The 21821-nt window shown below is 61.3% G+C and carries 23 protein-coding genes and 1 rRNA gene; 13 read left to right on the top strand and 11 right to left on the bottom strand.

The features are described 5' to 3' along the window. Positions 1 to 131: 131 nt before the first annotated feature. The 5 genes from SG26_RS17520 (at position 132) to SG26_RS17500 (ending at position 4599) form a co-directional block, all read left to right on the top strand. On the top strand, positions 132 to 1559 hold the full coding sequence (locus SG26_RS17520; RefSeq protein ID WP_008311883.1) for an APC family permease: 1428 nt from the start codon (positions 132 to 134) through the stop codon (positions 1557 to 1559). 2 nt (positions 1560 to 1561) lie between these two features. Further along, positions 1562 to 2296 (top strand): universal stress protein, encoded by a 735-nt coding sequence (locus SG26_RS17515; protein ID WP_014031100.1) that lies wholly within the window; start codon positions 1562 to 1564, stop codon positions 2294 to 2296. Between the two features lie 440 nt (positions 2297 to 2736). Further along, positions 2737 to 3414, top strand: a complete 678-nt coding sequence (locus SG26_RS17510) for an SCO family protein (RefSeq protein WP_014031101.1) — start codon at positions 2737 to 2739, stop codon at positions 3412 to 3414. Further along, positions 3411 to 3938, top strand: coding sequence for a TlpA disulfide reductase family protein (locus SG26_RS17505; RefSeq protein ID WP_050007886.1), 528 nt, complete (start codon positions 3411 to 3413; stop codon positions 3936 to 3938). The genes SG26_RS17510 and SG26_RS17505 overlap by 4 nt, the downstream gene beginning before the upstream one ends. A gap of 1 nt (position 3939) precedes the next feature. Beyond that, a complete protein-coding gene (locus SG26_RS17500; RefSeq protein ID WP_050007887.1) occupies positions 3940 to 4599 on the top strand; it encodes a cytochrome c biogenesis CcdA family protein in 660 nt (219 codons plus the stop codon). A 29-nt stretch (positions 4600 to 4628) separates the two neighbouring features. Here the strand turns inward: SG26_RS17500 and SG26_RS17495 are convergent, their stop codons facing one another. From SG26_RS17495 to SG26_RS17480, 4 genes are all read right to left on the bottom strand, one after another. Then, the gene (locus SG26_RS17495; protein WP_014031104.1) at positions 4629 to 6188 is read right to left on the bottom strand and encodes a TrkH family potassium uptake protein; all 1560 of its coding nucleotides are present in this window, start codon (positions 6186 to 6188) and stop codon (positions 4629 to 4631) included. Between the two features lie 110 nt (positions 6189 to 6298). Beyond that, positions 6299 to 7009 (bottom strand): TrkA family potassium uptake protein, encoded by a 711-nt coding sequence (locus SG26_RS17490; protein WP_014031105.1) that lies wholly within the window; start codon positions 7007 to 7009, stop codon positions 6299 to 6301. Between the two features lie 44 nt (positions 7010 to 7053). Next, the gene (locus SG26_RS17485; RefSeq protein WP_050038343.1) at positions 7054 to 7413 is read right to left on the bottom strand and encodes a hypothetical protein; all 360 of its coding nucleotides are present in this window, start codon (positions 7411 to 7413) and stop codon (positions 7054 to 7056) included. Between the two features lie 285 nt (positions 7414 to 7698). Continuing rightward, positions 7699 to 8463 (bottom strand): Lrp/AsnC family transcriptional regulator, encoded by a 765-nt coding sequence (locus SG26_RS17480; RefSeq protein WP_014031107.1) that lies wholly within the window; start codon positions 8461 to 8463, stop codon positions 7699 to 7701. A 401-nt stretch (positions 8464 to 8864) separates the two neighbouring features. Between SG26_RS17480 and SG26_RS17475 the strand changes: the two genes are divergently transcribed. After that, positions 8865 to 9737, top strand: a complete 873-nt coding sequence (locus SG26_RS17475; protein WP_014031108.1) for a universal stress protein — start codon at positions 8865 to 8867, stop codon at positions 9735 to 9737. Between the two features lie 113 nt (positions 9738 to 9850). On the opposite strand, the gene rrf is transcribed toward SG26_RS17475, so the two are convergent. From rrf to SG26_RS17455, 4 genes are all read right to left on the bottom strand, one after another. Further along, positions 9851 to 9973: ribosomal RNA gene (gene rrf / locus SG26_RS17470) — 5S ribosomal RNA — on the bottom strand. 250 nt (positions 9974 to 10223) lie between these two features. Further along, positions 10224 to 10841: a nitroreductase family protein gene (locus tag SG26_RS17465; RefSeq protein ID WP_014031109.1), complete on the bottom strand. Its 618-nt coding sequence runs from the start codon at positions 10839 to 10841 to the stop codon at positions 10224 to 10226. Between the two features lie 161 nt (positions 10842 to 11002). Further along, complete coding sequence (locus SG26_RS17460) at positions 11003 to 12328, bottom strand: hypothetical protein (RefSeq protein ID WP_014031110.1); 1326 nt, start codon at positions 12326 to 12328, stop codon at positions 11003 to 11005. Positions 12329 to 12475: 147 nt separating this feature from the next. Beyond that, entirely contained in the window at positions 12476 to 13345 is an 870-nt protein-coding gene (locus SG26_RS17455) for a winged helix-turn-helix domain-containing protein (protein WP_014031111.1), read from the bottom strand. A 165-nt stretch (positions 13346 to 13510) separates the two neighbouring features. Between SG26_RS17455 and SG26_RS17450 the strand changes: the two genes are divergently transcribed. From SG26_RS17450 to SG26_RS17430, 5 genes are all read left to right on the top strand, one after another. Further along, positions 13511 to 14260 carry an ABC transporter ATP-binding protein gene (locus SG26_RS17450; RefSeq protein ID WP_014031112.1) on the top strand — a complete coding sequence of 250 codons (750 nt, stop codon included), beginning with the start codon at positions 13511 to 13513 and terminating at the stop codon, positions 14258 to 14260. Continuing rightward, the gene (locus SG26_RS17445) at positions 14253 to 15686 is read left to right on the top strand and encodes a hypothetical protein (protein WP_050038342.1); all 1434 of its coding nucleotides are present in this window, start codon (positions 14253 to 14255) and stop codon (positions 15684 to 15686) included. Before SG26_RS17450 ends, SG26_RS17445 begins: the two co-directional genes overlap by 8 nt. Positions 15687 to 15853: 167 nt before the next feature. Next, a complete protein-coding gene (locus SG26_RS17440; RefSeq protein WP_014031114.1) occupies positions 15854 to 16087 on the top strand; it encodes a DUF2249 domain-containing protein in 234 nt (77 codons plus the stop codon). 66 nt (positions 16088 to 16153) lie between these two features. Then, complete coding sequence (locus tag SG26_RS17435; protein WP_050006925.1) at positions 16154 to 16987, top strand: hypothetical protein; 834 nt, start codon at positions 16154 to 16156, stop codon at positions 16985 to 16987. Between the two features lie 204 nt (positions 16988 to 17191). Continuing rightward, positions 17192 to 17743 (top strand): hypothetical protein, encoded by a 552-nt coding sequence (locus SG26_RS17430; RefSeq protein ID WP_050038341.1) that lies wholly within the window; start codon positions 17192 to 17194, stop codon positions 17741 to 17743. 8 nt (positions 17744 to 17751) lie between these two features. Here the strand turns inward: SG26_RS17430 and SG26_RS17425 are convergent, their stop codons facing one another. Continuing rightward, positions 17752 to 18255, bottom strand: a complete 504-nt coding sequence (locus SG26_RS17425) for a GbsR/MarR family transcriptional regulator (RefSeq protein ID WP_014031117.1) — start codon at positions 18253 to 18255, stop codon at positions 17752 to 17754. Positions 18256 to 18401: 146 nt separating this feature from the next. On the opposite strand from SG26_RS17425, the gene SG26_RS17420 reads away from it, so the two are divergent. Together SG26_RS17420 and SG26_RS17415 are read left to right on the top strand one after the other, a co-directional pair. Beyond that, positions 18402 to 18755, top strand: coding sequence for a transcriptional regulator (locus SG26_RS17420; RefSeq protein WP_014031118.1), 354 nt, complete (start codon positions 18402 to 18404; stop codon positions 18753 to 18755). 121 nt (positions 18756 to 18876) lie between these two features. Beyond that, positions 18877 to 19752: a fructosamine kinase family protein gene (locus SG26_RS17415; RefSeq protein WP_050038340.1), complete on the top strand. Its 876-nt coding sequence runs from the start codon at positions 18877 to 18879 to the stop codon at positions 19750 to 19752. 42 nt (positions 19753 to 19794) lie between these two features. Here the strand turns inward: SG26_RS17415 and SG26_RS17410 are convergent, their stop codons facing one another. Together SG26_RS17410 and SG26_RS17405 are read right to left on the bottom strand one after the other, a co-directional pair. Beyond that, positions 19795 to 21174 (bottom strand): sugar porter family MFS transporter, encoded by a 1380-nt coding sequence (locus SG26_RS17410; protein ID WP_050038339.1) that lies wholly within the window; start codon positions 21172 to 21174, stop codon positions 19795 to 19797. Positions 21175 to 21288: 114 nt separating this feature from the next. Continuing rightward, positions 21289 to 21768 carry a universal stress protein gene (locus SG26_RS17405; protein ID WP_050038338.1) on the bottom strand — a complete coding sequence of 160 codons (480 nt, stop codon included), beginning with the start codon at positions 21766 to 21768 and terminating at the stop codon, positions 21289 to 21291. Between the last annotated feature and the right edge of the window lie 53 nt (positions 21769 to 21821).

The raw sequence follows: 21821 nt of genomic DNA, 5'->3' as shown, positions 1-21821 counted from the left end.
AATGGCCTGTTCATCTGTCTTCGGTGCTGAGAGGTTTCATCCTGTACGAGGCTGCCGACCAGTGCTACCCGCGGCGTCGGTCACACATTCCGTCGGCGGTTTTATCCGACAGGTGAAACTATCCCTGTCATATGACTGACCAGCCTGTCGACGTCGAACCGGGAGGCGAGAACGTCGCCGGTGAGGCACCCGCCGAGGAGCCGGAATCCGTCACCGACGACGCGGTCGTCCACGACGACGTCGAACTCGAACGGACTATCGGGCTCGTTGGCGGGCTGGCAATCGGAATCGGGACGATGATCGGGGCCGGAATCTTCGTGTTTCCAGGGCTGGCGGCCGCCAACGCTGGGCTCGCAGCCACGCTCTCCTTTGCGATCGGCGGCCTGATCGCGTTGCTTGTGGCGCTGCCGACCTCCGAACTCGCCACGGCGATGCCCCGAAGTGGTGGCGGCTACTACTTCATCTCGCGGGGGATGGGGACGGCCTACGGCGCAATCGTCGGCCTCGGGCTGTGGCTGGGCCTGATGTTCGCTTCGGCGTTCTATCTGGTCGGGCTCGGTCACTACGCGAGCGCTGTGTTCGCCGAGCTCAACGTCGCGCTCCCGTTCAGTCCGGTCATCGGCATCGGACTGTTGTTCGGGGCCGCACTGACTGCATTGAGTATCGGCGGCACGGAAAATACCGCGAAGATTCAGAACGTGGTGGTCGGGGTTCTCCTCGTCGTACTCACGGGCTTCCTTTCCTACGGTGTCCTCGACGCTGTTGGCGTATTCGGTGGCGGCACCGTGCCGGAGCAGTTCTTCTCGAAAGGGTACCTCCCAGTATTGACGACCGCTGCGCTCGTGTTCACGTCGTATCTGGGGTTCGCTCAGGTCGCAACTGTCGCGGGTGAAATCAAGCAACCGGGTCGGAACCTCCCGCTGGCGATGGTCGGCTCGGTCCTGATCGTTACCGTCTTTTATGTTGTCACGATTTTCGTCGCGACCAGCGCGTTCGGTGCTGATCGGCTGGGGGAATTCGGGGAGACTGCGATGGTCGAAGTCGCCCGTGACTTCCTCGGGCTACCCGGTGCGGTCGCGATCCTGGGTGCCGGGCTGTTGGCGACGTTTTCGAGCGCGAACGCGTCGATTCTCAGTGCCTCGCGGGCAGTGTACGCTCTGAGCCGCGATGCGTTGCTCCCCAGAAAGGCGAGCGAGGTCAACCTCCGCTACGGCACACCACACGTCGCACTGCTCTCCGCTGGCGGCCCGATCCTCGTCCTCGTCGCGACTGGGCGGGTCGAACTCCTCGCCGAAGTCGCTTCGTTCCTCCACCTGATTATGTACGGGCTGATGTGTATCGCCCTGATCGTGTTGCGCCGTCGGAACCCGGAATGGTACTCGCCAAGCTATCAGGTGCCGGGCTATCCGGTGGTCCCGGTCGTGGGCGCGCTCGCGAGTTTCGGACTAATCGTCTTCATGCAGCCCGCGTCAATCGGTATCGGCATCGTGGTCATGCTCGCCTCGTATCTCTGGTACCGTTATTACGCTGGGGACGTGACACTCAAAGGAGACATCTGATTATGACGGACCGACCATCAATACTCGTTCCGCTCCGCGTGCTCGAAGGGGAATCGGTCCCCGAGGGTGTCCCCGAACTTCTCGCACACGCTCACATTGTCCTGCTGGGGTATCACGTCATCCCGGAACAGACTGCTCCCGGACAGGCGCGGATGCAGTTCGAGGACCGGGCCCTGGAACGGCTCGATGACTACGAAGCCATGTTCGAGGGAGCCGGAGCCACTGTCGAGCGGCGGCTCGTGTTCACCCACGACGGCCAGAAGACCATCGACCGTATGATTGCTGAGCACGACTGCATGGCTGTCCTCGTTCCGAACGCGACGGGGCCGGTCGAAGACGTGCTAGTCCCAGTCCGAGGGGCCATCGGGGTCGACCGCCTCGCCCGTGTCGTCGCGAGTGTGTTCGGAGAGATGGACGCCGACGTAACGTTGTATCACGTTGCGGATGAAGACACGACGGACGACGATATCCAGACACTCCTCGGGGGGATGGCGGATCGGTTGGCGGAGTTCGGGATGGACCCCTTGAGGGTCGAGACCCGTATCGACCGCGATCAGGATCCCCTCGACGCGATTGCAGACATAGCTGACTCGTTCGATACGGTTGTCATGGGTGAAACCGACCCGTCCCTGGCGACGTTCGTGTTCGGGATGCCTGCCGACCAGATCGCCGAGCGATTTCTCGGGCCGGTGTTCGTGGTCCAGCGCGAACCCGCTCCGGAGGACGAGGACGAGTAACTCACCCAGTCGGCTGAGTGGTCGGTGGTGCATGATAGCCCTCCCGGGTTCAGTTCACCACCGACCACGGATAGACGCCTGCCACGCTCACGTCCATGTTATCTCACGGTACAGTGAGGACGACATATCGGTTCAGTGGGCGTCCGGAGACGCTGACGGTGCCACACTGCGAACGGCCAGTATCCTTTGGGAGGAACTGTAAAACACGGCTGTGCTCGCCAGATAGTGCGAGGTACACGGCTTCTCGGTAAGCTGTGATACGTACTCCCAATACAGGAGTCACTCCAAGGCACCGGAGTCACACCGGGCCGGAATCCATTTCCTTTGCTTCGCTGTACTTTTACCGTTCCCAGAGTCCGAAACCACGCGAAAGCAGGCGCAAGACGGTTTACGAGAGTCACACCAGATTAGCCAAATATTAGAGGGCGCAAGTACCGCATATGCGCCGACGGACGGTTCTCAAATCGACCGGTGCGGTTGGAACGATTGTTGGAGTCGCCGGGTGTCTCGGTGGTGGTCGCTTCGGGGATTCGAACCCCGATGTCGTCCTCGAAGAGCCCGACCGCGAGTTCGAGAGCAGCGACGTTCCGTATCCTGCGTGGGGCGAGCAGATTCCGGACGTGAGTGTCCCTGCGCCGGCCGAATCCACAGAGATTCGACTGCGCGACGTTGAAACCCCAGCCCTCCTCACGTTTTTTTACAGCCACTGCCAGACCGTGTGCCCCGTTCTCATCTCGACCCAGCGGAACATTCAGAGCCACGCACAGAACAACGGCTACGCTGATGCGGTCCGGTTCCTCCCGATGACCTTCGACCCCGCTCGTGACACTGCAGAACGACTCGGGGCGTACGCGGACGAGATGAACGTCGACGTCGATAGCGAGAACTGGCAGTTCCTTCGGCCAGCGTCGAAGCAGCGAGCCAAGGATGTCATACAGGAACAGTTCGGGGTTGTGTTCCAGCGAACCGAACCTGAGGACATGGATATGTACATGTTCACGCACACAGCACTGACGCTCCTGGTCAACGCTGATGGGTTCGTCGAGCGTGCCTACCGCTCGAAGTCGCCGGACGAAGAAACCATCATTTCCGACCTGAACACGGTGAGAAACGCGTGAACCGCCGACAGGTCGTGGCAGCGATGGCAGGGCTCGGTCTCACCGGTGGGAGTCTATGGGTTGCCCAGAACGGGCTGTCGGGTAGCCAGACCGGGAACACAGAACAGCTTCCGATCCGCGTGGAGACGCTAGATGCACACGGCTCGTCGGCAGGCGAGACAGCCGTGCCGACCCCGGGAACTGTCACGGTGATCGACCTCTTCGCTACGTGGTGTGCGCCCTGTGACGACCAACTCCGGATACTAAACGCGATGCAGCCCGAGTACACTGACGTGTCGTTCGTCTCAGTGACGAACGAGCGGCCCAGCGAGACACTGACGAGGGCTGACATCAGCGCGTGGTGGAACCGGAACGGCGGTGTCTGGACTGTCGGCCTCGACCCCGGAAGCGAGTTGCTGGCGGCACTCGGGGCGGACGGACTCCCGTACATCGCGATTACTGACGAGAGCGGGACCGTCCAGTTCGGCCACAGCGGACTCGCCGGGGAAGGGACGCTTCGAGACGAACTCGACGCACTGGTGTGAGATGGCCGGAGCTGCCGTACTCGGGACACTCGCGTTCGCCGCGGGCGCAGGCATCACGACGTTTTTCGCGCCGTGTGCGTTCCCGCTGCTCCCGGGGTATATCGGGTACTACATGAACGAGAGCGACCGAGATGTCGGTATGCTACCACCTGCCACCGCCGCTGCTGGTGGGGCACTCCTTGCGCTTACCCTCGTCGCGCTGCTCGTCCTCGCACTCGGGCAGCCACTGAAAAACGCACTCCCGATGCTCGAACCGGTAATCGGACTCGGTCTGATCGCGTTCGGCGTCGTGATGCTCCTGAACAGTGAGCCAGAACTCCGCGTCCCGTTACCAGCACGACCGGCGTCGGTAACCGGGTTCGGTGTGTTCGGTGCTGTGTACGCGGTCGCTGCAGCGGGCTGTGTCATCCCGTTGTTCTTCGGTGTGGTCTCTCAGGCCCTCGCGTTGCCACTCCGCACAAGCGTTCTCGTACTGGCGGTGTACGCGCTCGGGGTAGCAATTCCGCTTGTCGGTGTGACACTCCTTGCGGGCGCTGGCATCGAACTCTGGCGCACCGTTGGTACGCACCTGCAACGAATGCACCAGCTTGCAGCCGTCGTGATGATAGTAGCCGGCGGCGGACAGATTTATCTCGCAGTGTTCGAACTCGGTGTCTTGTAGTCCGCGCTACGTTCGCGTGGATGCACTGGTCACCCGCGTCGGTACAAATCGAGTCGCTGCAGGACCGACCCGATCAGTACGGCGATGGGAATGATTTCGAGCCGGCCGACCCACATATTGAGTATCAGCATAGCCTTCGCAGTGTCGGGCATATCTGGCCCAGTGATGCCACTGCTGAGGCCGACGTTGCTCTGTGCGCTCATCACGTCGAAAATGACGTATTCGAGCGGGTGAGCCGGTGAGAGAACGCGGAGCAGGACCGCGACACCGATGACGAGGAACGTAATCCAGAGGATGAACACGACCGTCGCTTCGGTGTACTCGCGCTGTGCCTGTTCTTCGCTGAGACGGCGTTCGCCGATCTGCAAGTACTTGATAGCGGTTTGCGGGCGGAACACGTCCTGTATCTGCCAGACGGTCCCCTTGACTAATGTTACCACGCGGATGAGCTTGAGGCCGCTGACTGTCGACCCTGCTGCACCGCCAGTGAGCATCCCGAGACAGGCCCACAGTGTCGCGCCCGCACTCCATACCTGCTCGGTCCCGCCGCCGATTGACGCGCTTCCGAAGCCGGTGTTTGAGGTCGCGGAGACGAACTGGAACAGCGCAACCCTGAACGTCTCTTCGAGTGTCGCGTACTGACCGTTCGCGTATAGAATCCCCGTCAGGACGAGGGAGCCAGCGGTAAACCAGATAAACACCCACCGGGTCTGTAAGTCGGCGTACAGGTTCCGTATTTCGCCTTTGAAGATCAGATAGTGGATGGGGAAGGCGATACTACCCGCGACCATGACGGGCACCGTCGCGTACTCGATCAACGGGCTGTCGTAGAAGCCAATCGACGCCGAGTGAACGGAGAAGCCGCCCGTCGCAATACCGGTCATCCCGTGGTTGATAGCGTCCCATAACGGCATGCCAGCCAGCAGGAACAGGGCAATCGAGCCGAGTGTCAGTCCGACGAAGATCTTCCAGATCTCCCGGACGGTGGTGACGATGCTCGGATGAATCTTCTCGGAGCGGGCCTCACTCTCGTAGAGCGTATACGAGCCACTGCTCCCGCCGCCGCGTTGAAGAATAGCGACGGTCAGGACAATCACGCCGACGCCACCGACCCACTCGATGAACGACCGCCACCAGTGCAGCGACCGCGGCAGTTGCTCTTCGGTTTCGGCCACCGTAAGCCCGGTTCCGGTGAAACCGCTCATGCTTTCGAACACGGCATCCAGCGGGTTGAGAAACACAGCTGTGGTCTCATCCATCGCTGGCGTGTTCATCCAGACGGGGAGCGGGTCGAGCTGGATGGTCCATGCGATGAGGAGGAACGGGAGGCCGCCGAGGATACCGATAAGTCCCCATGCTGTGGCTGCGGTGACCATCGCCTCGCGTTTCTCCGGCGGCTCGGCATCCTGATAGCGCCAGACGAGTCCGCTCCCGAGAGCGGCCATGACGAGCGCCGAGATGATGAAGGCCGGAACCGCGAAGAACTCGCCGTTTACCGCTGCGACGAGAACCGAGATCACCATCATCAACGATATGGCTTGCACGATGCGACCGACGTCACGTCCGACGGTTCGTCCGTTTACAATCATGTTAGCAATAACGACTAGGCCGACAACCGAGGCGGAAACAGCGGCGTAATCGAAGTCTCATCATCGGCATATCGGTCACCGGATTCTCAGAGTGGTGGGCAACGGACTGCTCATAGGCCGAACCCGTTCGAATCGTTCGTTGCGTGGTCTTCGTAATGGCCGAAGATGTCCGTCACCTCGGGCGTCGCCCCCGATCCGGAGTACACCGTCAACAGGTCGCCTGCTTCGATACGGGTCTGCCCTCGGGGCGTGATGGGTGCGTCGGCGTCTTTCCGTTCAATCGCGACAACGAGCGTATCGGCATCCAACAGTCCCTCCTCGTCGGCTTCAATGAGTGTCAGCCCGGCAATCGGTGCCGCCTCGGTGACTGTAATCTCGAACACTTCGGCAACGTCGCCGACCCGCATGTAGTCAACAATCGATGGCCGGTCGACGGACCGGAAGAGTGACTCCGCAATGAGGCGCTGTGGGTTCTCCATCGTATTGACGCCGATCTGCTTAAAGAGGTTCATGTGCTCCGGATTGTGGACGACCGAGACGATTGCGGGGATTTCCAGTTCCTGTGCCAGGAGGGACACCATGACGTTGGTCGCATCCTGGTCCGTCGTCGTGATGATGGCATCCGCGCGGTCGGCACCGGCATCCTCAAGCGTCTCTTTGACGGTCGCATCCGCGTTGAGGACCATACAGTCGAACTCGCTGGCGACTTCGTCCGCCCTCGCCGCGTCCCGCTCGATGACGACGACTTCGTTTCCGGTTCCCGTTGCAATCTCGATGAGCGGCGTTCCGATATCGCCTGCTCCGACAGTGATTATGTACATATGTTCTGTGTGCTAGGTGCTGTAAAATCCGCAGACACCAGGGATCACGCCTCACTCACCGTCCGCTCCGAATCGAAGACTTCCCCGAGATAGTGCCACCGGTACTTGCCGCCCTCACCCTCGATATCGGGTTCCCACTGGACACGGTAGGCGAAGGGGCCACGCCCCTCTCCGGTCTCGTCAGGCCGTTCGACGACGACAATCGTGTATGCCCCGTGGTCCTCCGTCCGAACGAGTGTCTCGCCCTCCCGGGCTTCGATAGCCTCAGTGAGCGGCGGGTGTTCGCGGAGCAACTGCTGTGCGTAATGGACAATATCGCTGAGTTGGCTGTCACTACTGTCCTGCAGTGCAGTGATCGCTTCCTCGGGGACGCTTTCAGGCGGTTGGGTATCGAGTACAGTCATATATTCGTTGCGTACCTCGTACGGACAGTCGGCGCATCTTCCGGCCTCCTATCCCTGCTGTTGCTGAGATCGTAGTCACTGCTAGAATACTGACTCATAATAAGTGTTGCCGATTAACTACTGAATACGTATTTTATGCCTACTAAATTCAGCACTCCAAAATACTGTCAATTTGTATATGGTATCAGCGCTTGTAGTGGCTGCCTGCTCGAACGCGGTCAAAAAAAGCGCGATGTGCAATTCAGTACAAAACCCTGCGTCGGGAGAACGGTCACCAGACAGGGTTTACGACGGCGTAATCGGTTCGTTCGTCTCACCGAACGCGTCCAGCGTCGACTCGGGTACCCCGTCCCGAGCAAACACGGAGATAAGGTCGCCGGCACGGATTTCTGTATCGCCTTTCGGCGTAATCATCTCGTCACCTCGTTCGATAGCGATGATAAGGACCTCTTCGTCGAGTAGTGACTGTTCGTTCGCATCACGAAGTGTCGTGTCCACAATCGGGGCTTCCGGACTGACGGTCACGTCGACCACTTCCGCGCCGCCGGAGAGTGACACCATGTCGGTCATCGCCCCCTGCTTGCTCGCGCCGTCCGGCCCGAACGGTTCGTAGGGCGTGAAATACTCCTCCTGAATCAGGTCCTCGTCCTCGATCTCCAGGCCGAGCTTGCTGAGCTGGTGGGCGATCCGGGTGAGGTCACTCATTTCCTCGCCGACGGCCTTGATCTGGAGGTTGCCGCGGCCGGTCCGGAGTTCCCGAACGTTCACCACACCGGGGACCGTGAGCGCCTTTCTGGCCAGGTTCTCCCGCTCGCTCGCAGAGGTGTTACAGACGAACAGATTGGTCAAGCGACTCTCACACCGCTCGTAGTCGATATCGGCGTGATACCCCTTGATAATGCCCGCATCTTCGAGCTGATTGATGCGGTTGCGAATCGTCCCCGGAGAGACGTCCATCTCCTCCGCGACCATCGGGGCCGAGATGTTCCGAGCGTCCTGCTGCAGCGCGTGGATGATGCGCCTGTCGATTTCGTCGAGACGCCGACTCATACGGGGACTACAGGGTGCGTGCCAATCCCTTTTTCCCCTGAGCGCGACGGACGCCGGCCTGTGGTTCGAAATCACGACGAGCGGATGCTGACGCTGACAGCGTGATAACGTTTGTGGCGGTGCACAGCGGTCGTGCAGTTCTCAAATACTGGTATCCAGGCCGGGTCGGCGTCCGGAACTCTGGAAGCGGCAAACTACATTTCCGCTGGACTATTCATCGGGACAGCTTTTGCAACCGAACTGGCCCCGAGTTCCGGTCTACGGGTCACCATTCACTACGCTCGCTTGTGCTCGGGTGTCGCTGCCGCCGCTCTTTGGCGAATATGGATTTCATTCGATATATACTACGGCATGCACAATCTACCGGCGTATTTATTGCGGATAAACAATCAGTACGTAGCATGGCTCACGCTGAAACTAGTCTGCAGGAGTTTCTGGAGCGGTCCGATACCGCGCCACCACAACGAATCCTCTATCCGATTTTCGGGACACACGACGACTTCACGTTCGAGACGGCACTGAACATTGCAGACGGTGTCGGCGGGGAACTGCTCGTTCTCGATCTGTTCACGGGTGATGCTACCCGGAGTTCGGAGACCACGTCCGTCGGTCGAAAGCTACTGCAGGCGCGACTGGACGAGACGCACACCGCTGACGCGCATTTGATCGTCGAAGAGACCGACACGCCACTCAAGACAGCAATCAACGTCGCACAGCAGCGCCACGTCCAGTTGGCTGTACTGGACGAGCACACGCCCGAATTATTCGGCGAGGGGCTCCGAGGTGACGCAGCCGACCGGATGCGAAAGAAAGCATCGTGTGATGTGGTCTCAGTCACGTACTCACGGGCTGACTCGGGAATTTCGTCGGTACTTGTCCCGATTGCAGAGGGCACGCATTCCGCCCTCGGCGTTGTCGTCGGCGGCGCGTTAGCGATGGGTGCAGATGCACCTGTCGACCTCTTCCATGTGTCCGAAACGAAAGACGAGACTGCGGTGGCACGAGCATCGACGCTGTTCGAAACAGCACGAAGCCGCCTCCCCGAGGCAGTCACAGTAGATACGTGGCATCTCGAAGCACCCGATGTCGCGGAGGCAATTATCAACGAGTCCGCCCACTACAATGTCACAGTGATGGGCAAACCGACCCAGAGCCGCCTCCGGGAGTTCGTCACGGGCTCGGTGACTGCGGCCGTCACGGACGAATCCGAAAACGCAGTACTGACCGTCCAGCGAGATGGCGGTGATGAGGGATTCGGCTTCGAGCGAAACTGACCGATTCAGGCTGAGTGCTCCGGAACTTGACCTTGCTGTGATGCTGGTCTCCGCGGCGCGACTGTCCTACAGCGAGGCCGCGTCGCTCGCCAGTTCGTATGAACAGATATGAATGGTGGCGGCGAACCGGATTTCCCAGAGGCTCGCGCACTCCAGTACTCCCCGGAACGCTGGTGGGCTTATCTTCCGTGTTCGGGATGGGTACGGGAGGCAACCCCACCGCTGTGGCCGCCTATACGATACCTCTGACGGCCACAGGTATAAGAGTAGCTACTTGGAGACGGGAGCCGTCGAAATATCGTCCAGTCACTCAACGGAACAGGTCTGTACGGAACACGAGACCGTCCCAATCGGTTCGTAATCGCGTTCCGGTCCGCTAATCCACTTCTCAGGACTACCGGTGGATTCGATATCATCGGTGGGAGTCCTGATCTCGCCACGGCCAGTGTGAACGTTCAGGCTAGTGTTTAGATCTCAGTCCATCGCTCACTCGAACTGGCCGCTGAAGACTATTTCGTCAAGTGGTTTCCGACCGCTCGGCTTTTCGTGCTCTTTGAGGTCCTCAGGTAACGTCTCGGGATCAGCCCGTTCACCGACGGCGATCATTGCTTCGGCGTCGAATTCGTCTTCTGGGACGCCCAGAGCTTCGTGGATCCGATCCCAGTCGAAGCCCGCCATCGGGTGAACAGCCAAGTCGCGCCGGGCGCCCTCCAGAGCGAGATTCTGCCACGCAGCACCGGTATCGAACGAACGCGTCCCAGCGGACTCGCCGTTGTGCTCGAGGGTGACCTTCGAGAAAACGGCAATGAGCGCGCCAGCATTGCGTGCCCATGAGCGGTTGGCTTCGTTCAGCAGGCCGAGGAACGACTCCCATTCGTCGTCCTCACGGGTGGCGTAGACGAATCGCCAATGCTGATTGTTGAATGCGGACGGTGCCCAGCGCGCGGCTTCAAACAGCGGCAGCAGGTCATCTTCAGCAAGCGAATCACCAGCCATCGCACGCGGCGACCAGCGATTAACGAAGAGCGGGTCGACGTCGTGAGCAGGGTCCCGGTGTTCCGAAATCTCGTCGTCGAGGCTACGGCTGTAATACGTCTGTGACATCGTGTACGGTCGTTCGGTACGCCCGCTTATGTATTGATGGCAACACAGCCACAATCAGGTGACACCGACGCTATCAGTCAGTATCTGTCGAGTAATAAGATACGAAGTGCCACAGCCACACACGGCTGAGCAACTCACTGCGACTGCAGCCTGCGGATCGGTCAGTGGGCCGATGATGGAACGCCGAGCGAGACGCCGGTGAGGAATATCGGGAGGCCGGCGATAGCAACGACGGCGGCGCTGGCTGTGGCAATAGGGACAAAAAGCACGCCCAGTCCGAACGGCGCAGGCAGTACCGGGAGTACCGGTAGCATCGACAGTACGAACCCGATAGCGGCCGTTTTCATCGCTAACCGACGGTTCCCGTGGCCGACTGCGTACCCGGCCGGGAGAAGCACGAACGCGGGTCCAAGAACTAACAGCGCCGACACCGGGGGCGTGAATCCGTCCGTGACGACCATCGGAGCCGCCACTATCGTCGCCCCCAGCGCGATGCCCGCTCCGACTACTGCACCGCCAACGACCGCACGATAGCTCGCACGCTCACGGACACGCCGCTGTGAAAGTGCTATTCCACACACGAACAGCGCAGTGCCACCACCGAACAGCGGTGCCGCTATCCCACCCAACCGCAAAACGCCCGTCGCTCCAAGCAGCGACAGGGCAGTCGCTAACGCGCCGAACCCGGCGAATGCGACGCCTGCGGAGTCCCGGACTCGTTTGAGGTCCCAATCGAGCCAAGAGAGCCCTCCAGCGGCCGCGCCGATCAAGAGGGTAAACACCGCTGCGGGGAGCGTGATGTATGCGAGCGCCTTCACCGCCATCACGGGACCGAGAAGTGTTCCGACCGCGAGGAGACTCAACACCGGCCCAACGGCCGTATCACGGGGGACGAACGTCACGACACGCCCGTCGTTCAGTTCGGTCAGCGTCATCCGCTGGCCGTCGTCTGAGACGGTCGCGCCGTCAATGGTCCGCCCGACTCGCATCCCATCGGGGGCAACGATGACGAGGCGGTCAGCGCCGAGGCCGTCGAGGTTTCGATAGCCGTAGGCTTCGGTAAACTCGCCAGTGCGGACCGCCCCGCCGACAGACTGCTCGGCGAAATCGGCCTCGCGGTAGCGCAGCGTTATGACGCCGTCGCCGGAGACGTTCGCGCTCAGAAGCTCGGTGTCCCACATCGCTCTGTCGGCGATAGCGGTTCGGAGGCTCTCGTTCGCCCGGAGACGTGCAACCCCATCTGAGTCGGACAGGCGGTTGTGGACGACCCACGTTGCGCTTCCGTTGGCGTTGACGGCGACGGTAGCGTTGCTGTGGGTGACAGTGACCGAGACGCCGTGGGACTCGGCCGTCGATTCGAACGTGTCACCGCAGGCGTCACACAGCGGCCGCGGCGGCGGCGCTGCACCAGCGGGCATGGCAGTGACGAGGAGCGACGCACAGACCAGACAGAGGAGGGCGAGGTGGTGGAGTCGATGCGGGGCCATATAACATATCTACCTTGTCATGTGTTAAGAGCTATCGATTACTCAAACAACAGTTATACCAACACGGACGGCGAGTGACACTTCGGCCAAAACATCTCTGACAATTGTACCGTCTAATACATATCGCGTGGACGATTCAGGCCGTATTCAAGTATCGGCGGTGTCAGTGTGGTGGCTGAGCGGAGCGGCCGCCGTTTGGGCCTCGTCGATTACTCCTGCTGCCCACCCGATCACATCGGGGTGCGTACAGCGGATGATATCGAATCCGATGTCGCGCTCCCGGTCGATGGTCAGAAACACCGTTTCGCCGTCGATGAGGTCGATACTGCAGGGAACAGATTCGTCGAGACTGTAGTACGTCACGGACGCCGTCGCGGCCTCGATAGTCTGCCAGCGGCCACGGAGGTCAGCGTCTGAAAGCATCGTCTCGGTCAGGTCGGTGTCGAACACGACGGTCCCATCCGCTTCGTTGCCTGCCCGTACCGCCTCCTCGTACGTGTACATCGGGAGCGCGATGAACGTTCCTAGGAGCGAGCGGAACGACGACGCGTTCTGGATAGCGTTAGCGACGATGCGGGCCGCGGCGAGTGGGTCGGCACTCTGGTCGGCCACGAGTTGTCCCTCGGCGAGACACCGCAGATCGAAGTCGAACCAGTCTGTCGGCAGTCGCTGGACGACGTCGGGATACTCCTGTCCGATGGAAACCGTCCCGAGTAACTGCGTGAAATCGTCGTAAACAAGCTTTCCCAGGCCGGTTAGCGCGTACACCTTCTCCCCGTTCCGTCGCGTGATCCAGTCACGGTCCTCTAAGTCACCGAGGATTCGACTGAGCGTCACGCGCGTCACCCCCGTCCGGTCGCTCAGTTCGTCACGACTGCAGGGACCGTCAGACAAGAGTTCGAGGACGCGAAGGCGGTGTTCCGAGCGGGCGAGGAACGCCACCGCTTCGATGGCATCGCTCGACAGCCCCTCGGCGGACCGGGCCGCTGTTCCGTTCTGCAGGTTTGCGGTCGTCATTTGGGTATCCAGCGATAGTTTAGGACCGCCTAAAACAGTTTCTCCTTCGGCCTGTTGTCCGAGTTTAGATGTACATATCCACGAAACCGGTGTCTGATTATCTGGGATGTTCTTATTCAGTATAACAACTTATATCGACAGAACCACGATGGTAGGCAGAACGCCGTGACAGCAATCGAGATCGAGTCGCTCAGGAAGTCGTACGGCGACGTGACTGCGATACCGGACCTCTCGCTCAGCATCGACGACGGCGAGTTTTTCGGGTTGCTCGGGCCGAACGGCGCTGGCAAGACCACGACGATGGAGATACTCACCGGACAGCTCAGTCCGGACGGTGGACAGGTGTCGGTACTCGGTGTCGACCCGGCGACGCAGCCAACAGCGGTCCGCGAACGAGCGGGAATCCTCCCGGAGAAGGAGTCACCACCGAGTTTCATGACGCCGCGCGAGTACTTCGACTTCGTCGGTGCTATCCGGGATATGCCCGACGACGCGGTGACCGAGCAGACCGAGTCGTGGGCCGACCGTCTCGGCTTTACCGAGAAACTCGATACACTGTCATCGGACCTTTCGCGGGGCCAACAGCAGAAAGTGATGATCGCCGGCGCGTTCTTCCACGAGCCAGCCGTCGTGTTCATCGACGAACCGCTGGCGAACCTCGACCCGATCGTTCAGGAGCGGGTCAAGCGCTTCCTGCGCTCCTACCGGGACGACGGCAACACAATCGTCGTCACCACACACGACGTAGACGTCGCCGCCGAACTCTGTTCGCGGGTCGGCATCATGTACGGCGGCGACCTCGTCGCCGACGTCCGTCCGGCGGAACTCGACGCCGATGTAACGCTCCTCGACGTGTTTCTGGACAACGTCGACGCAACAGTGGACCGGGGAGCCAACCCGCTGACACATGAGTGACGGTCGGGCGCGCAGGGTGTTCGTCGAGATGCTCCGCGAGGAGTGGCGACTCCACAGTCGGCTCTTCCGCGGCAGTCACTTCTCCCTGTTTCCGGTGTTCATCTGCCTGCTCGTTGGCGGCGCAGCCAAGCTTCTCGCTGTTACCGGGACCGAACCGAAAACCGTGTTCGCCGGGCTCCACGCACTGGTGTTCGTCTTCGGTCTCCACACGGGGTCTCTCGGATTTGTGGGACGGGATGCCCTCCGGAACCTCCTCGGTGACGTGACGCTGCTGGTGTTCTCTGCCCGCACGCTCCCGCTGTCGCAGAACACGTTGCTGGGGCTGTTCGTCGTCAAGGACAGTGTCTACTACGCAGTGCTGTTTCTGCTGCCGATCTCTCTGGGAACGGTGCTTGCAGCCCATGGCGTCGCCGGGCCTCTCCTCGTCGCTACGACTGTCTCCCTTCTGTGGATGACCCTGGCACTGACGTTCGTCCTCGGGATGGGAACGACGATTGCGGCCCTCGGTCTCACCGGCCGCGGCGTTCCCGGTCTGGCACTACTCGCGGCCCCACTCGTCGCAGTCGGTGCAGCGCTGGCCGGCAGTGTCGATGTCGTCTCCTACACCCCCTACGGCCTGTTTCTCGCTCAGACTCCCCTGCGGGTCGGCGCGACAGCGACCGTCATCCTCGGCGTCTTTCTGCTCGGGGCTCTCACCTTTGACGCGACCGCGCCTCGCTCCGCTCGAACAGTCGAACCGGCCTTCCGCCGGTGGTGGCGACGGATCGGTGACCCAGTTGCAACGAAGAGCCTGCTCGACATCCACCGGAGCGCAGGCGGGTTCGGGAAGGTCCTTTTCTCGGCGGCGGTGCTGTTCGGTGTCACCGCCGCGCTGGTCGATTTCGCCGGCCAGATAACGGGCGTGCCACCGTCGACCGGAATCTCGTTCGGTGCGATTCTCGGGCTCTCGGGATTTACGACGTATAACTGGCTCACGCAATCCGACGACGTTACCCTGTACTTCGCCCATCCCCTCTCTGTGAACGCCGTTTTCGCGGGGAAGTTCCGGGCGTTCCTCCTGCTCGGCCCGCTGGTCGGACTCGCGTTCTACGGACTCGCACTGGCCTGGCGTGGCGGGCCGGTCGCCGAGGCGGTCGTCGGGGCCGTCCTGCTCGTCGGTGTCGCCTGCTACATCTTCGGCACCACCGTGTACCTCACCGGCCTCTCTCCGAACGAGTTCCTCTTCGACACGGCCCTGTTCGCTGTTTTCGGCGCGGCAATGGTCCTCCCGCTGGTCCCGATCCTCATCGCCGGGTTCGCCATCTCACCGCTGTCCGGGCCCCTGCTTGCCGCGCTCGGTGGGTCTGGTGGCGTCCTGGGCGCTGTCGGCGTCGGCCTTTACCGTCGGTCGTTACCGAAGTGGGCGACGCGGTATCAACAGGCGTGAACTGCAAAACAGCTGTCCGTGACGACGAATCGGACACAAGCCACCGAAATGTATCGGTAATGCGGTCGACGTAACCGAATGCGGGCTCTGTGTCGTCACTGCCGGATTCCCGCGCTGAATATATTCGCACAAAGGCTCTCTACGGCAGCTAGCGACCGATAGATCGTATGGCAGAACAGCAACTCGATCTCCGAGAGATTCCACCGCCGAAGCGACACCCGAAGATCTTCGACGCGTTCGAGGAACTGGACAGCGGAGAGGCACTGACGATTGTCAACGACCACAAGCCGACGCCGCTCTATCACCAGATGGCCGCGGAGCGACAATCGTTCGACGCCGAGGGCTACACTGTCGACCGCATCGGGCCGAACGAGTTCATCGCGACCCTCCCGAAGAAGTAGCGACAAACTCGGAGTCCAAGTCCCGGTTTCCGAATCGCTTTTGTTGGTCAGTATTGGTACTCGGATATGGACCGCCGTACCGCGAGACTACTGAACGGTGTGCTAGCGCTATGCTGTCTCGCGCTTGTCTTCGCTGCCGTGTATCCGTTCAGTACTGCGAGCCCACACGCGGAAAACCCGGTCGACGAACGGTTTACCGTTCCCGAGTCCGATGAATACCGGGCGTCGGGAGCGATTGTCGCGGATAGTGAAACAGCGCTCGAATTCGAGGGCGCTGTGACCGCTGACGGCGGCCGCTACCTGTTCATTGACGAGGGTGATGTCCGAACCGAACAGTATCAGGCGTCGCCGGGCGACCCGGTCTACAGTCGTATCGTCGTCGACGACGACGGCAGTACCGACCGCCGGCGAGAGCAGATCCAGAGCGATACCGATCGGGAACTCCTTCAGGAGACCCGGACTGACGGGGCCGTCACGTTCATCCTCAAGCAGGAGTCAGAGGATGTGGCGGACGATGTCTCGGGCGCGGCGTCGGTAGTCGTCAGGAGCCTGTACCTCGTCGAATACGAACGGGAAGCCGACGCCGCTCAGGTAGCGACCGTCTACAAGCCGAAAAACGGCTGGTACGAGGGGCGGGAAACGTACCACGTCACCGGGGCTACGGGGACAGTGCGAACAGTCGGTGACACGACTGACGTTCGCTCCGCGACAGTTACGTGGGACCTGACGAAGTCCGCGGGGACGTATGCAGAACTCGCCTTGGGCAGACTGGCAGGGAAGGCACCGGAAACATACGACCTCTCCTTCGAGTTCGATTCGGGCGAGACGACAGTGAATCGACCGGCGTGGGTCACCGACGCCCGTACTGAACGTAGCGGACAGTCACAGGACGCGTCGTAACGGCAGGGCTGTCGTGTACGGTCTGTATGGAGCCGCCAGCCCTCGGCGACCCGTCTAAGAGTGAAGACTAAGCGCTGTAGAGACTGGGACTGCAGGCAGTAGAGCAGAAAACTGCGGTTGTCTTCCCCTCGACGGGCTGAAAGTGCCACATTCGCCGCGTGTATGGCCGGTTTTTATTTTCTTCCCCGCGAACTACCGGACAGAATGGCATCCTACGAGGCGTTTGACCCAGCCGTCGAAATCAACGGGCAAACGGTACTCACGATAGTCGAGGAGGCGATGGGGAAGTTCTCAGACGAGTACCGGGAACGAGCGCTAACGGCGCTCGATGCGGAGGGAATCACCGACCCGGCGGCCGACGAGTGGTACCCACAACAGGCCTGGCTGAACGCGTTCGAGACGATTGCCGACGACCTGCAACCGCACGTCCTCGACCGACTCGGCGAACAGATCCCGCGTGTCGCTGACTGGCCGAACGATTTCGATTCTGTTCCGGAGGGGCTCCAGTCGATAGACGAGGCCTACCAGCGCAATCACCGTGGCGGGGATATCGGGCACTATCGCTTCGAATCCGTGGGCGAGCGGACCGGCAAGGTGACGTGTGAGAACCCGTATCCGTGCCCGTTCGACCGTGGCCTCATCCGGGGTGTCGCCCAGCAATACGCGCCGGTCGGCGCGTTCGTGTTCATCGAAGAAACGGGTCAGACGTGTCGTCGGAACGGTGACGATACGTGTACGTACACCGTCTACTGGTAACGCGGTGACTACCGCTCGTAGGACTCGAGCGCCTCGCGGAGTTCTGCGGCGGAGTACTCCGACGCGAGCTGTACGATCTCCTCCAGGTCTTCGTACGTTTCACGGAGATTTCGAACGCGCTCTTGCTCGCGAGTCTCTGCTGATACCTGCTCTTCCGCCCGGCGGATGGTCCTGAGCGTCGTCTGGACTTCCCGTTGGATGTACTGCTGGAACACGTCCTGCAGGATGAACCAGACCTCACGTTCGGCCTCGAACCGGACTCGTCTGCCGCCCCCTGCAGACGACCTGCGGTGGATGAGCCCGATACGCGACAGCGTCCGTGTGACGTTACTCACCGTCGATTTCGCGTAGCCGGTTTCTTCGACGAGTTCTGGGATGGAGAGGGGGTCCGATGCGAAGTACAGCACGCCGTAGATGCGCCCGGCGCTTCGGCTGAGGCCGTACACCTCGGCCGATTGCTCCATCGATTCGATGACGCGTTCGCGTGCGACCGCGCTGTCGTCATCACTCATGCATCCGAACTGGCTGCCCTGTTTGCCGCGTGTCCTGCTGCGTCATACCTCAGGCTATTTATTCCGTAAGTATTAAATTGTTTGATTGGTTTGTTCGGATTGAGCCGAACAAATAGAAGCGAACGTCAATACCCTCCCTACAATCCATGGCAAGCGTCTTCCCCCATCACCCGCCAGTTGACTATGCACCCCGAGAGCAGACGAACGTCGTAGTCAACGGTACCGAACCGACTGACGTCCTTCAGATTCTCTCGTCTGAGGCTGCTCAGGAGATACTGGGGGCAGTCAGGAACGAACCGCGGACCGCGTCGGATATCGCCGATGCAGTCGACCGCTCGCTCCAGAGCGTCTCCTATCACCTCGACCGTCTCTGTGAAGCTGACCTTATCGAACCCGCCGAAACGTGGTACTCGGAGAAGGGGACAGAGATGACAGTGTACGCTCTCGCCACGGAACGCCTCGTCGTGCAGTTCGGTGACAGCACCGACCGATCCGTGTAGCGTCACCACTCGTTTCGAGTGCTGCCTGTAATCGGAGTCTGCAGTGAGGTTCGGATGGCTTTGTTTTCGCTGCTGAGACAGAGACAAACAGACCTATTGGACGCCTTATCGTATGCCGAATATGGACGAGGAGACGGGCGCGGAACAGATGACGGCGACAGTGCGACAACGGGTTTCGAGCGTACTGGACGCCGACGCTCAAAGCGCGACGGCACTCGACGGCGGGGAAGTCGGGTCGGTCTACCGTGTGACGTTTCGCGACCGTCCTGACGTGGCGGTGAAAGTCGACGACTCGCCGCTCGGAATCGAGGCGGCAATGCTTCAGTACCTCGACCGTGACACGCCGCTCCCCGTTCCGGACGTCCTCCACGTCGAACCGGAACTGCTCGTGCTGTCGTTCGTCCGCGGAGACGGCCGATTCGGTGAACGGGCCGAACGCGACCTCGCGCGCCACGTCGCGTCTCTCCATGACGTCTCGGCCGACGCGTTCGGCTTTCCGTTCGATACCCTCTCGGGGCCGTTCAGCCAGTCGAACCCGTGGACCGAGTCGTGGATCGACTTCTTCCGCGAGCGACGGCTTCTCCCGTTCGCAAGGACTGCGCGGGACGCTGGGGCTCTGCCAGCCACCGAGTTCGACCGGGTGCAGCGACTGGCGGAAACGCTCGATACTCGTCTCGTCGAGCCGGCCACGCCGTCGCTGCTGCACGGCGACATCCACCCCGGAAACGTTGTCGTGGCTGACGGAACCGTTCGGGCCGTCCTCGATCCAGCGATATATTTCGGCCACGCTGAAGTAGACCTGGCGTACGTCGACCGACTGGACTCGATCGGCGCTGCGTTCTACAATGAGTACCGCCGCCACCGCAATATCTCCGAGCGGTACTTCGACGAACGGCGCGACGTGTATATCGCCTTCCACGCCCTGGAGAACGTCCGGTTTTTCGGCGACGACGGACTCCCGAGGCTCGACAGCGCGTTAGACCGCCTTGGGGTGTAAAAAACGGGAGCGGTGGACCCGCCCGCCGTTCCGATGGTCGACTCAGTCAGCCAGCGAGATGTTCTGCCGGAGGTCGTCTTCGATTGCCTCCAGCGTCCGGCCCTTGGTTTCGGGGACGTAGCGGTAAACGAACACCAACCCTACGAGGCTGCAGAGGCCGAACAGCCAGAACGTCGCAGAGGTTCCGACGCCGTCAGTCAGGACGGGGAAGGTCAGCGACACGAGGAGATTCGCACCCCAGTTGGCGACGGTGACGACGCCCATCGCTGACCCGCGAACGGAAAGCGGGTATATCTCAGAGATCAGGAGCCAGAAAACCGGGCCGAGACCGATTGCGAAGAAGGACACGAACAGCATCAGACTGATCGTGGCGATGACGCCGAGGCCCCCGCCGAGACCGGGAAGGTAGAACACAGTACCGAGGACGGCGAGCGTCGCGACCATCCCGCCGACACCGACGAGGAGCAGTCGACGACGACCGACACGGTCGACGAGCAGGATCGCCACGATGGTCATCACCACGTTGATCGTTCCGATACCGACTGTCGCAAGGATTGAGGCCACGTTTCCCAGCCCGGTGGATTCGAGAATCGTCGGGGCGTAGTAAATGACCGCGTTGATGCCGGTGATCTGCTGGAACACGGCGAGTCCGAGCCCGACCACGAGCGCTGGGCGGAGCCACGGAGCCAGCAGGTCCCGGACGCCGGTTTCGGACTGTGTCTCGACGGTCTCCTCGATATCACCGAGTTCTTCCTCGACGCCGCCGGACCGCGTCCGCTTGAGGACGGCTCTCGCCTCGTCTTTCCGTCCGTGCTCGAAGAGCCAGCGTGGGCTTTCGGGCATCTTCAGAATGCCGATAGCGAGGACGACGGCTGGGACCATCCCGGCACCGAGCATCCAGCGCCACGCGCCCGCGTCGGCGAACGCGTAGTTGACGAAATACGAGAGGAGGATTCCGGTGGTCACCATGAGCTGATTGAGGGAGGTGAGCCCGCCGCGAATCCTGGGCGGCGCGATTTCGGAGATGTACAGCGGGCCGACAATCGACGCGAAACCGATAGCGACGCCGTCGATAAGCCGACCGGCGACGAGGACGGGGACGTTCGGCGCGACAGCCATCGTGAACGACCCGACGAAGAACACGATGGCCGCGATGAGGATGAGGCGGCGGCGACCGAGGCGGTCGGCTAACTGGCCGCCGACGGCCGCACCGGCCGCGGCCCCGGCCATCGCACCACTGACGATGATTCCCTCGACGAGCGGCGACATGACGAACGAGTCCTGGATGAACAGGAACGCGCCCGAGATGATCCCGGTGTCGAACCCGAACAATAGTCCGTTCAGCGCGGCTAACGCGGAGACGACGTAGACGAACCGGTCGCCGTCACCGCTGAGGACGTTCCGTATGGTGGCTGTGGACATCCGTGTAAAAATGAACTCGAATCTGTGTAAAAGTCTTTCCAAGTCTTTTCGTACCACGGCGAAGCCACTGGGAGCGGGCGGCGTCGGGTAAGGCCCGGAACGCAGTCTGCCCGGTCATCGGTCGCGAACGAACGTAACCGGGCACGGGGCGTTCAACATCACCTCCTGAGCCGTGCTCCCGAAGATAGCCTTCCCCGCCGGAGAGCGCTGCCGCCCGCCGACAATCACGCGGTCGGCGGACACGTCTCTCGCGATGGAAACGATACCTTCCCCACTCGTCCCAGTCGTCGCACGGGGGACAGTCGTCACCGACTCGGCTTCCAGCTCGTCGATGATCTCCTGGGTGACCGACATCTGTGCGGCCAGCTCGTCCGGGTCGATGTTTTCGTCTGGCGTTTCGAGCAGTTGCTCTACCGCCTCCCGGTACGAGTCCGGATCGAACACATGTGCGATGATTACTGTCGCGTCTGTCGGCACCGTGACTTCAGTAACGGCATCGACGAGCGTGTCGACTCGGGCGTCGTCGCGGCTACCGACCGCGAGTAGCACGGTTTCGAGGCCGCGCGTATCGGTCGCTGCTGTCACTTCAGTCATCAGCACTGAGCTTCGCTGCCGGGGTAAATAGAAGCTGCTATGAGTTTACTATA

The sequence above is a fragment of the Haloarcula sp. CBA1115 genome (assembly GCF_000827835.1).
GTDB lineage: Archaea > Halobacteriota > Halobacteria > Halobacteriales > Haloarculaceae > Haloarcula > Haloarcula hispanica.
Note: the sequence above shows the minus strand (reverse complement) of the source record. Positions and strands in the feature narration are given on the sequence as shown.

Coding starts and splice junctions, on each gene's coding strand:
- SG26_RS17440 (WP_014031114.1), top strand. CDS start 15,854: ATGGCAGAACAGCAACTCGATCTCCGAGAGATTCCACCGCCGAAGCGA.
- SG26_RS17510 (WP_014031101.1), top strand. CDS start 2,737: ATGCGCCGACGGACGGTTCTCAAATCGACCGGTGCGGTTGGAACGATT.
- SG26_RS17500 (WP_050007887.1), top strand. CDS start 3,940: ATGGCCGGAGCTGCCGTACTCGGGACACTCGCGTTCGCCGCGGGCGCA.
- SG26_RS17425 (WP_014031117.1), bottom strand. CDS start 18,255: ATGAGTGATGACGACAGCGCGGTCGCACGCGAACGCGTCATCGAATCG.
- SG26_RS17430 (WP_050038341.1), top strand. CDS start 17,192: ATGGCATCCTACGAGGCGTTTGACCCAGCCGTCGAAATCAACGGGCAA.
- SG26_RS17475 (WP_014031108.1), top strand. CDS start 8,865: ATGGCTCACGCTGAAACTAGTCTGCAGGAGTTTCTGGAGCGGTCCGAT.
- SG26_RS17420 (WP_014031118.1), top strand. CDS start 18,402: ATGGCAAGCGTCTTCCCCCATCACCCGCCAGTTGACTATGCACCCCGA.
- SG26_RS17485 (WP_050038343.1), bottom strand. CDS start 7,413: ATGACTGTACTCGATACCCAACCGCCTGAAAGCGTCCCCGAGGAAGCG.
- SG26_RS17415 (WP_050038340.1), top strand. CDS start 18,877: ATGGACGAGGAGACGGGCGCGGAACAGATGACGGCGACAGTGCGACAA.
- SG26_RS17445 (WP_050038342.1), top strand. CDS start 14,253: ATGAGTGACGGTCGGGCGCGCAGGGTGTTCGTCGAGATGCTCCGCGAG.
- SG26_RS17435 (WP_050006925.1), top strand. CDS start 16,154: ATGGACCGCCGTACCGCGAGACTACTGAACGGTGTGCTAGCGCTATGC.
- SG26_RS17480 (WP_014031107.1), bottom strand. CDS start 8,463: ATGAGTCGGCGTCTCGACGAAATCGACAGGCGCATCATCCACGCGCTG.
- SG26_RS17515 (WP_014031100.1), top strand. CDS start 1,562: ATGACGGACCGACCATCAATACTCGTTCCGCTCCGCGTGCTCGAAGGG.
- SG26_RS17455 (WP_014031111.1), bottom strand. CDS start 13,345: ATGACGACCGCAAACCTGCAGAACGGAACAGCGGCCCGGTCCGCCGAG.
- SG26_RS17410 (WP_050038339.1), bottom strand. CDS start 21,174: ATGTCCACAGCCACCATACGGAACGTCCTCAGCGGTGACGGCGACCGG.
- SG26_RS17460 (WP_014031110.1), bottom strand. CDS start 12,328: ATGGCCCCGCATCGACTCCACCACCTCGCCCTCCTCTGTCTGGTCTGT.
- SG26_RS17405 (WP_050038338.1), bottom strand. CDS start 21,768: ATGACTGAAGTGACAGCAGCGACCGATACGCGCGGCCTCGAAACCGTG.
- SG26_RS17495 (WP_014031104.1), bottom strand. CDS start 6,188: ATGATTGTAAACGGACGAACCGTCGGACGTGACGTCGGTCGCATCGTG.
- SG26_RS17520 (WP_008311883.1), top strand. CDS start 132: ATGACTGACCAGCCTGTCGACGTCGAACCGGGAGGCGAGAACGTCGCC.
- SG26_RS17490 (WP_014031105.1), bottom strand. CDS start 7,009: ATGTACATAATCACTGTCGGAGCAGGCGATATCGGAACGCCGCTCATC.
- SG26_RS17465 (WP_014031109.1), bottom strand. CDS start 10,841: ATGTCACAGACGTATTACAGCCGTAGCCTCGACGACGAGATTTCGGAA.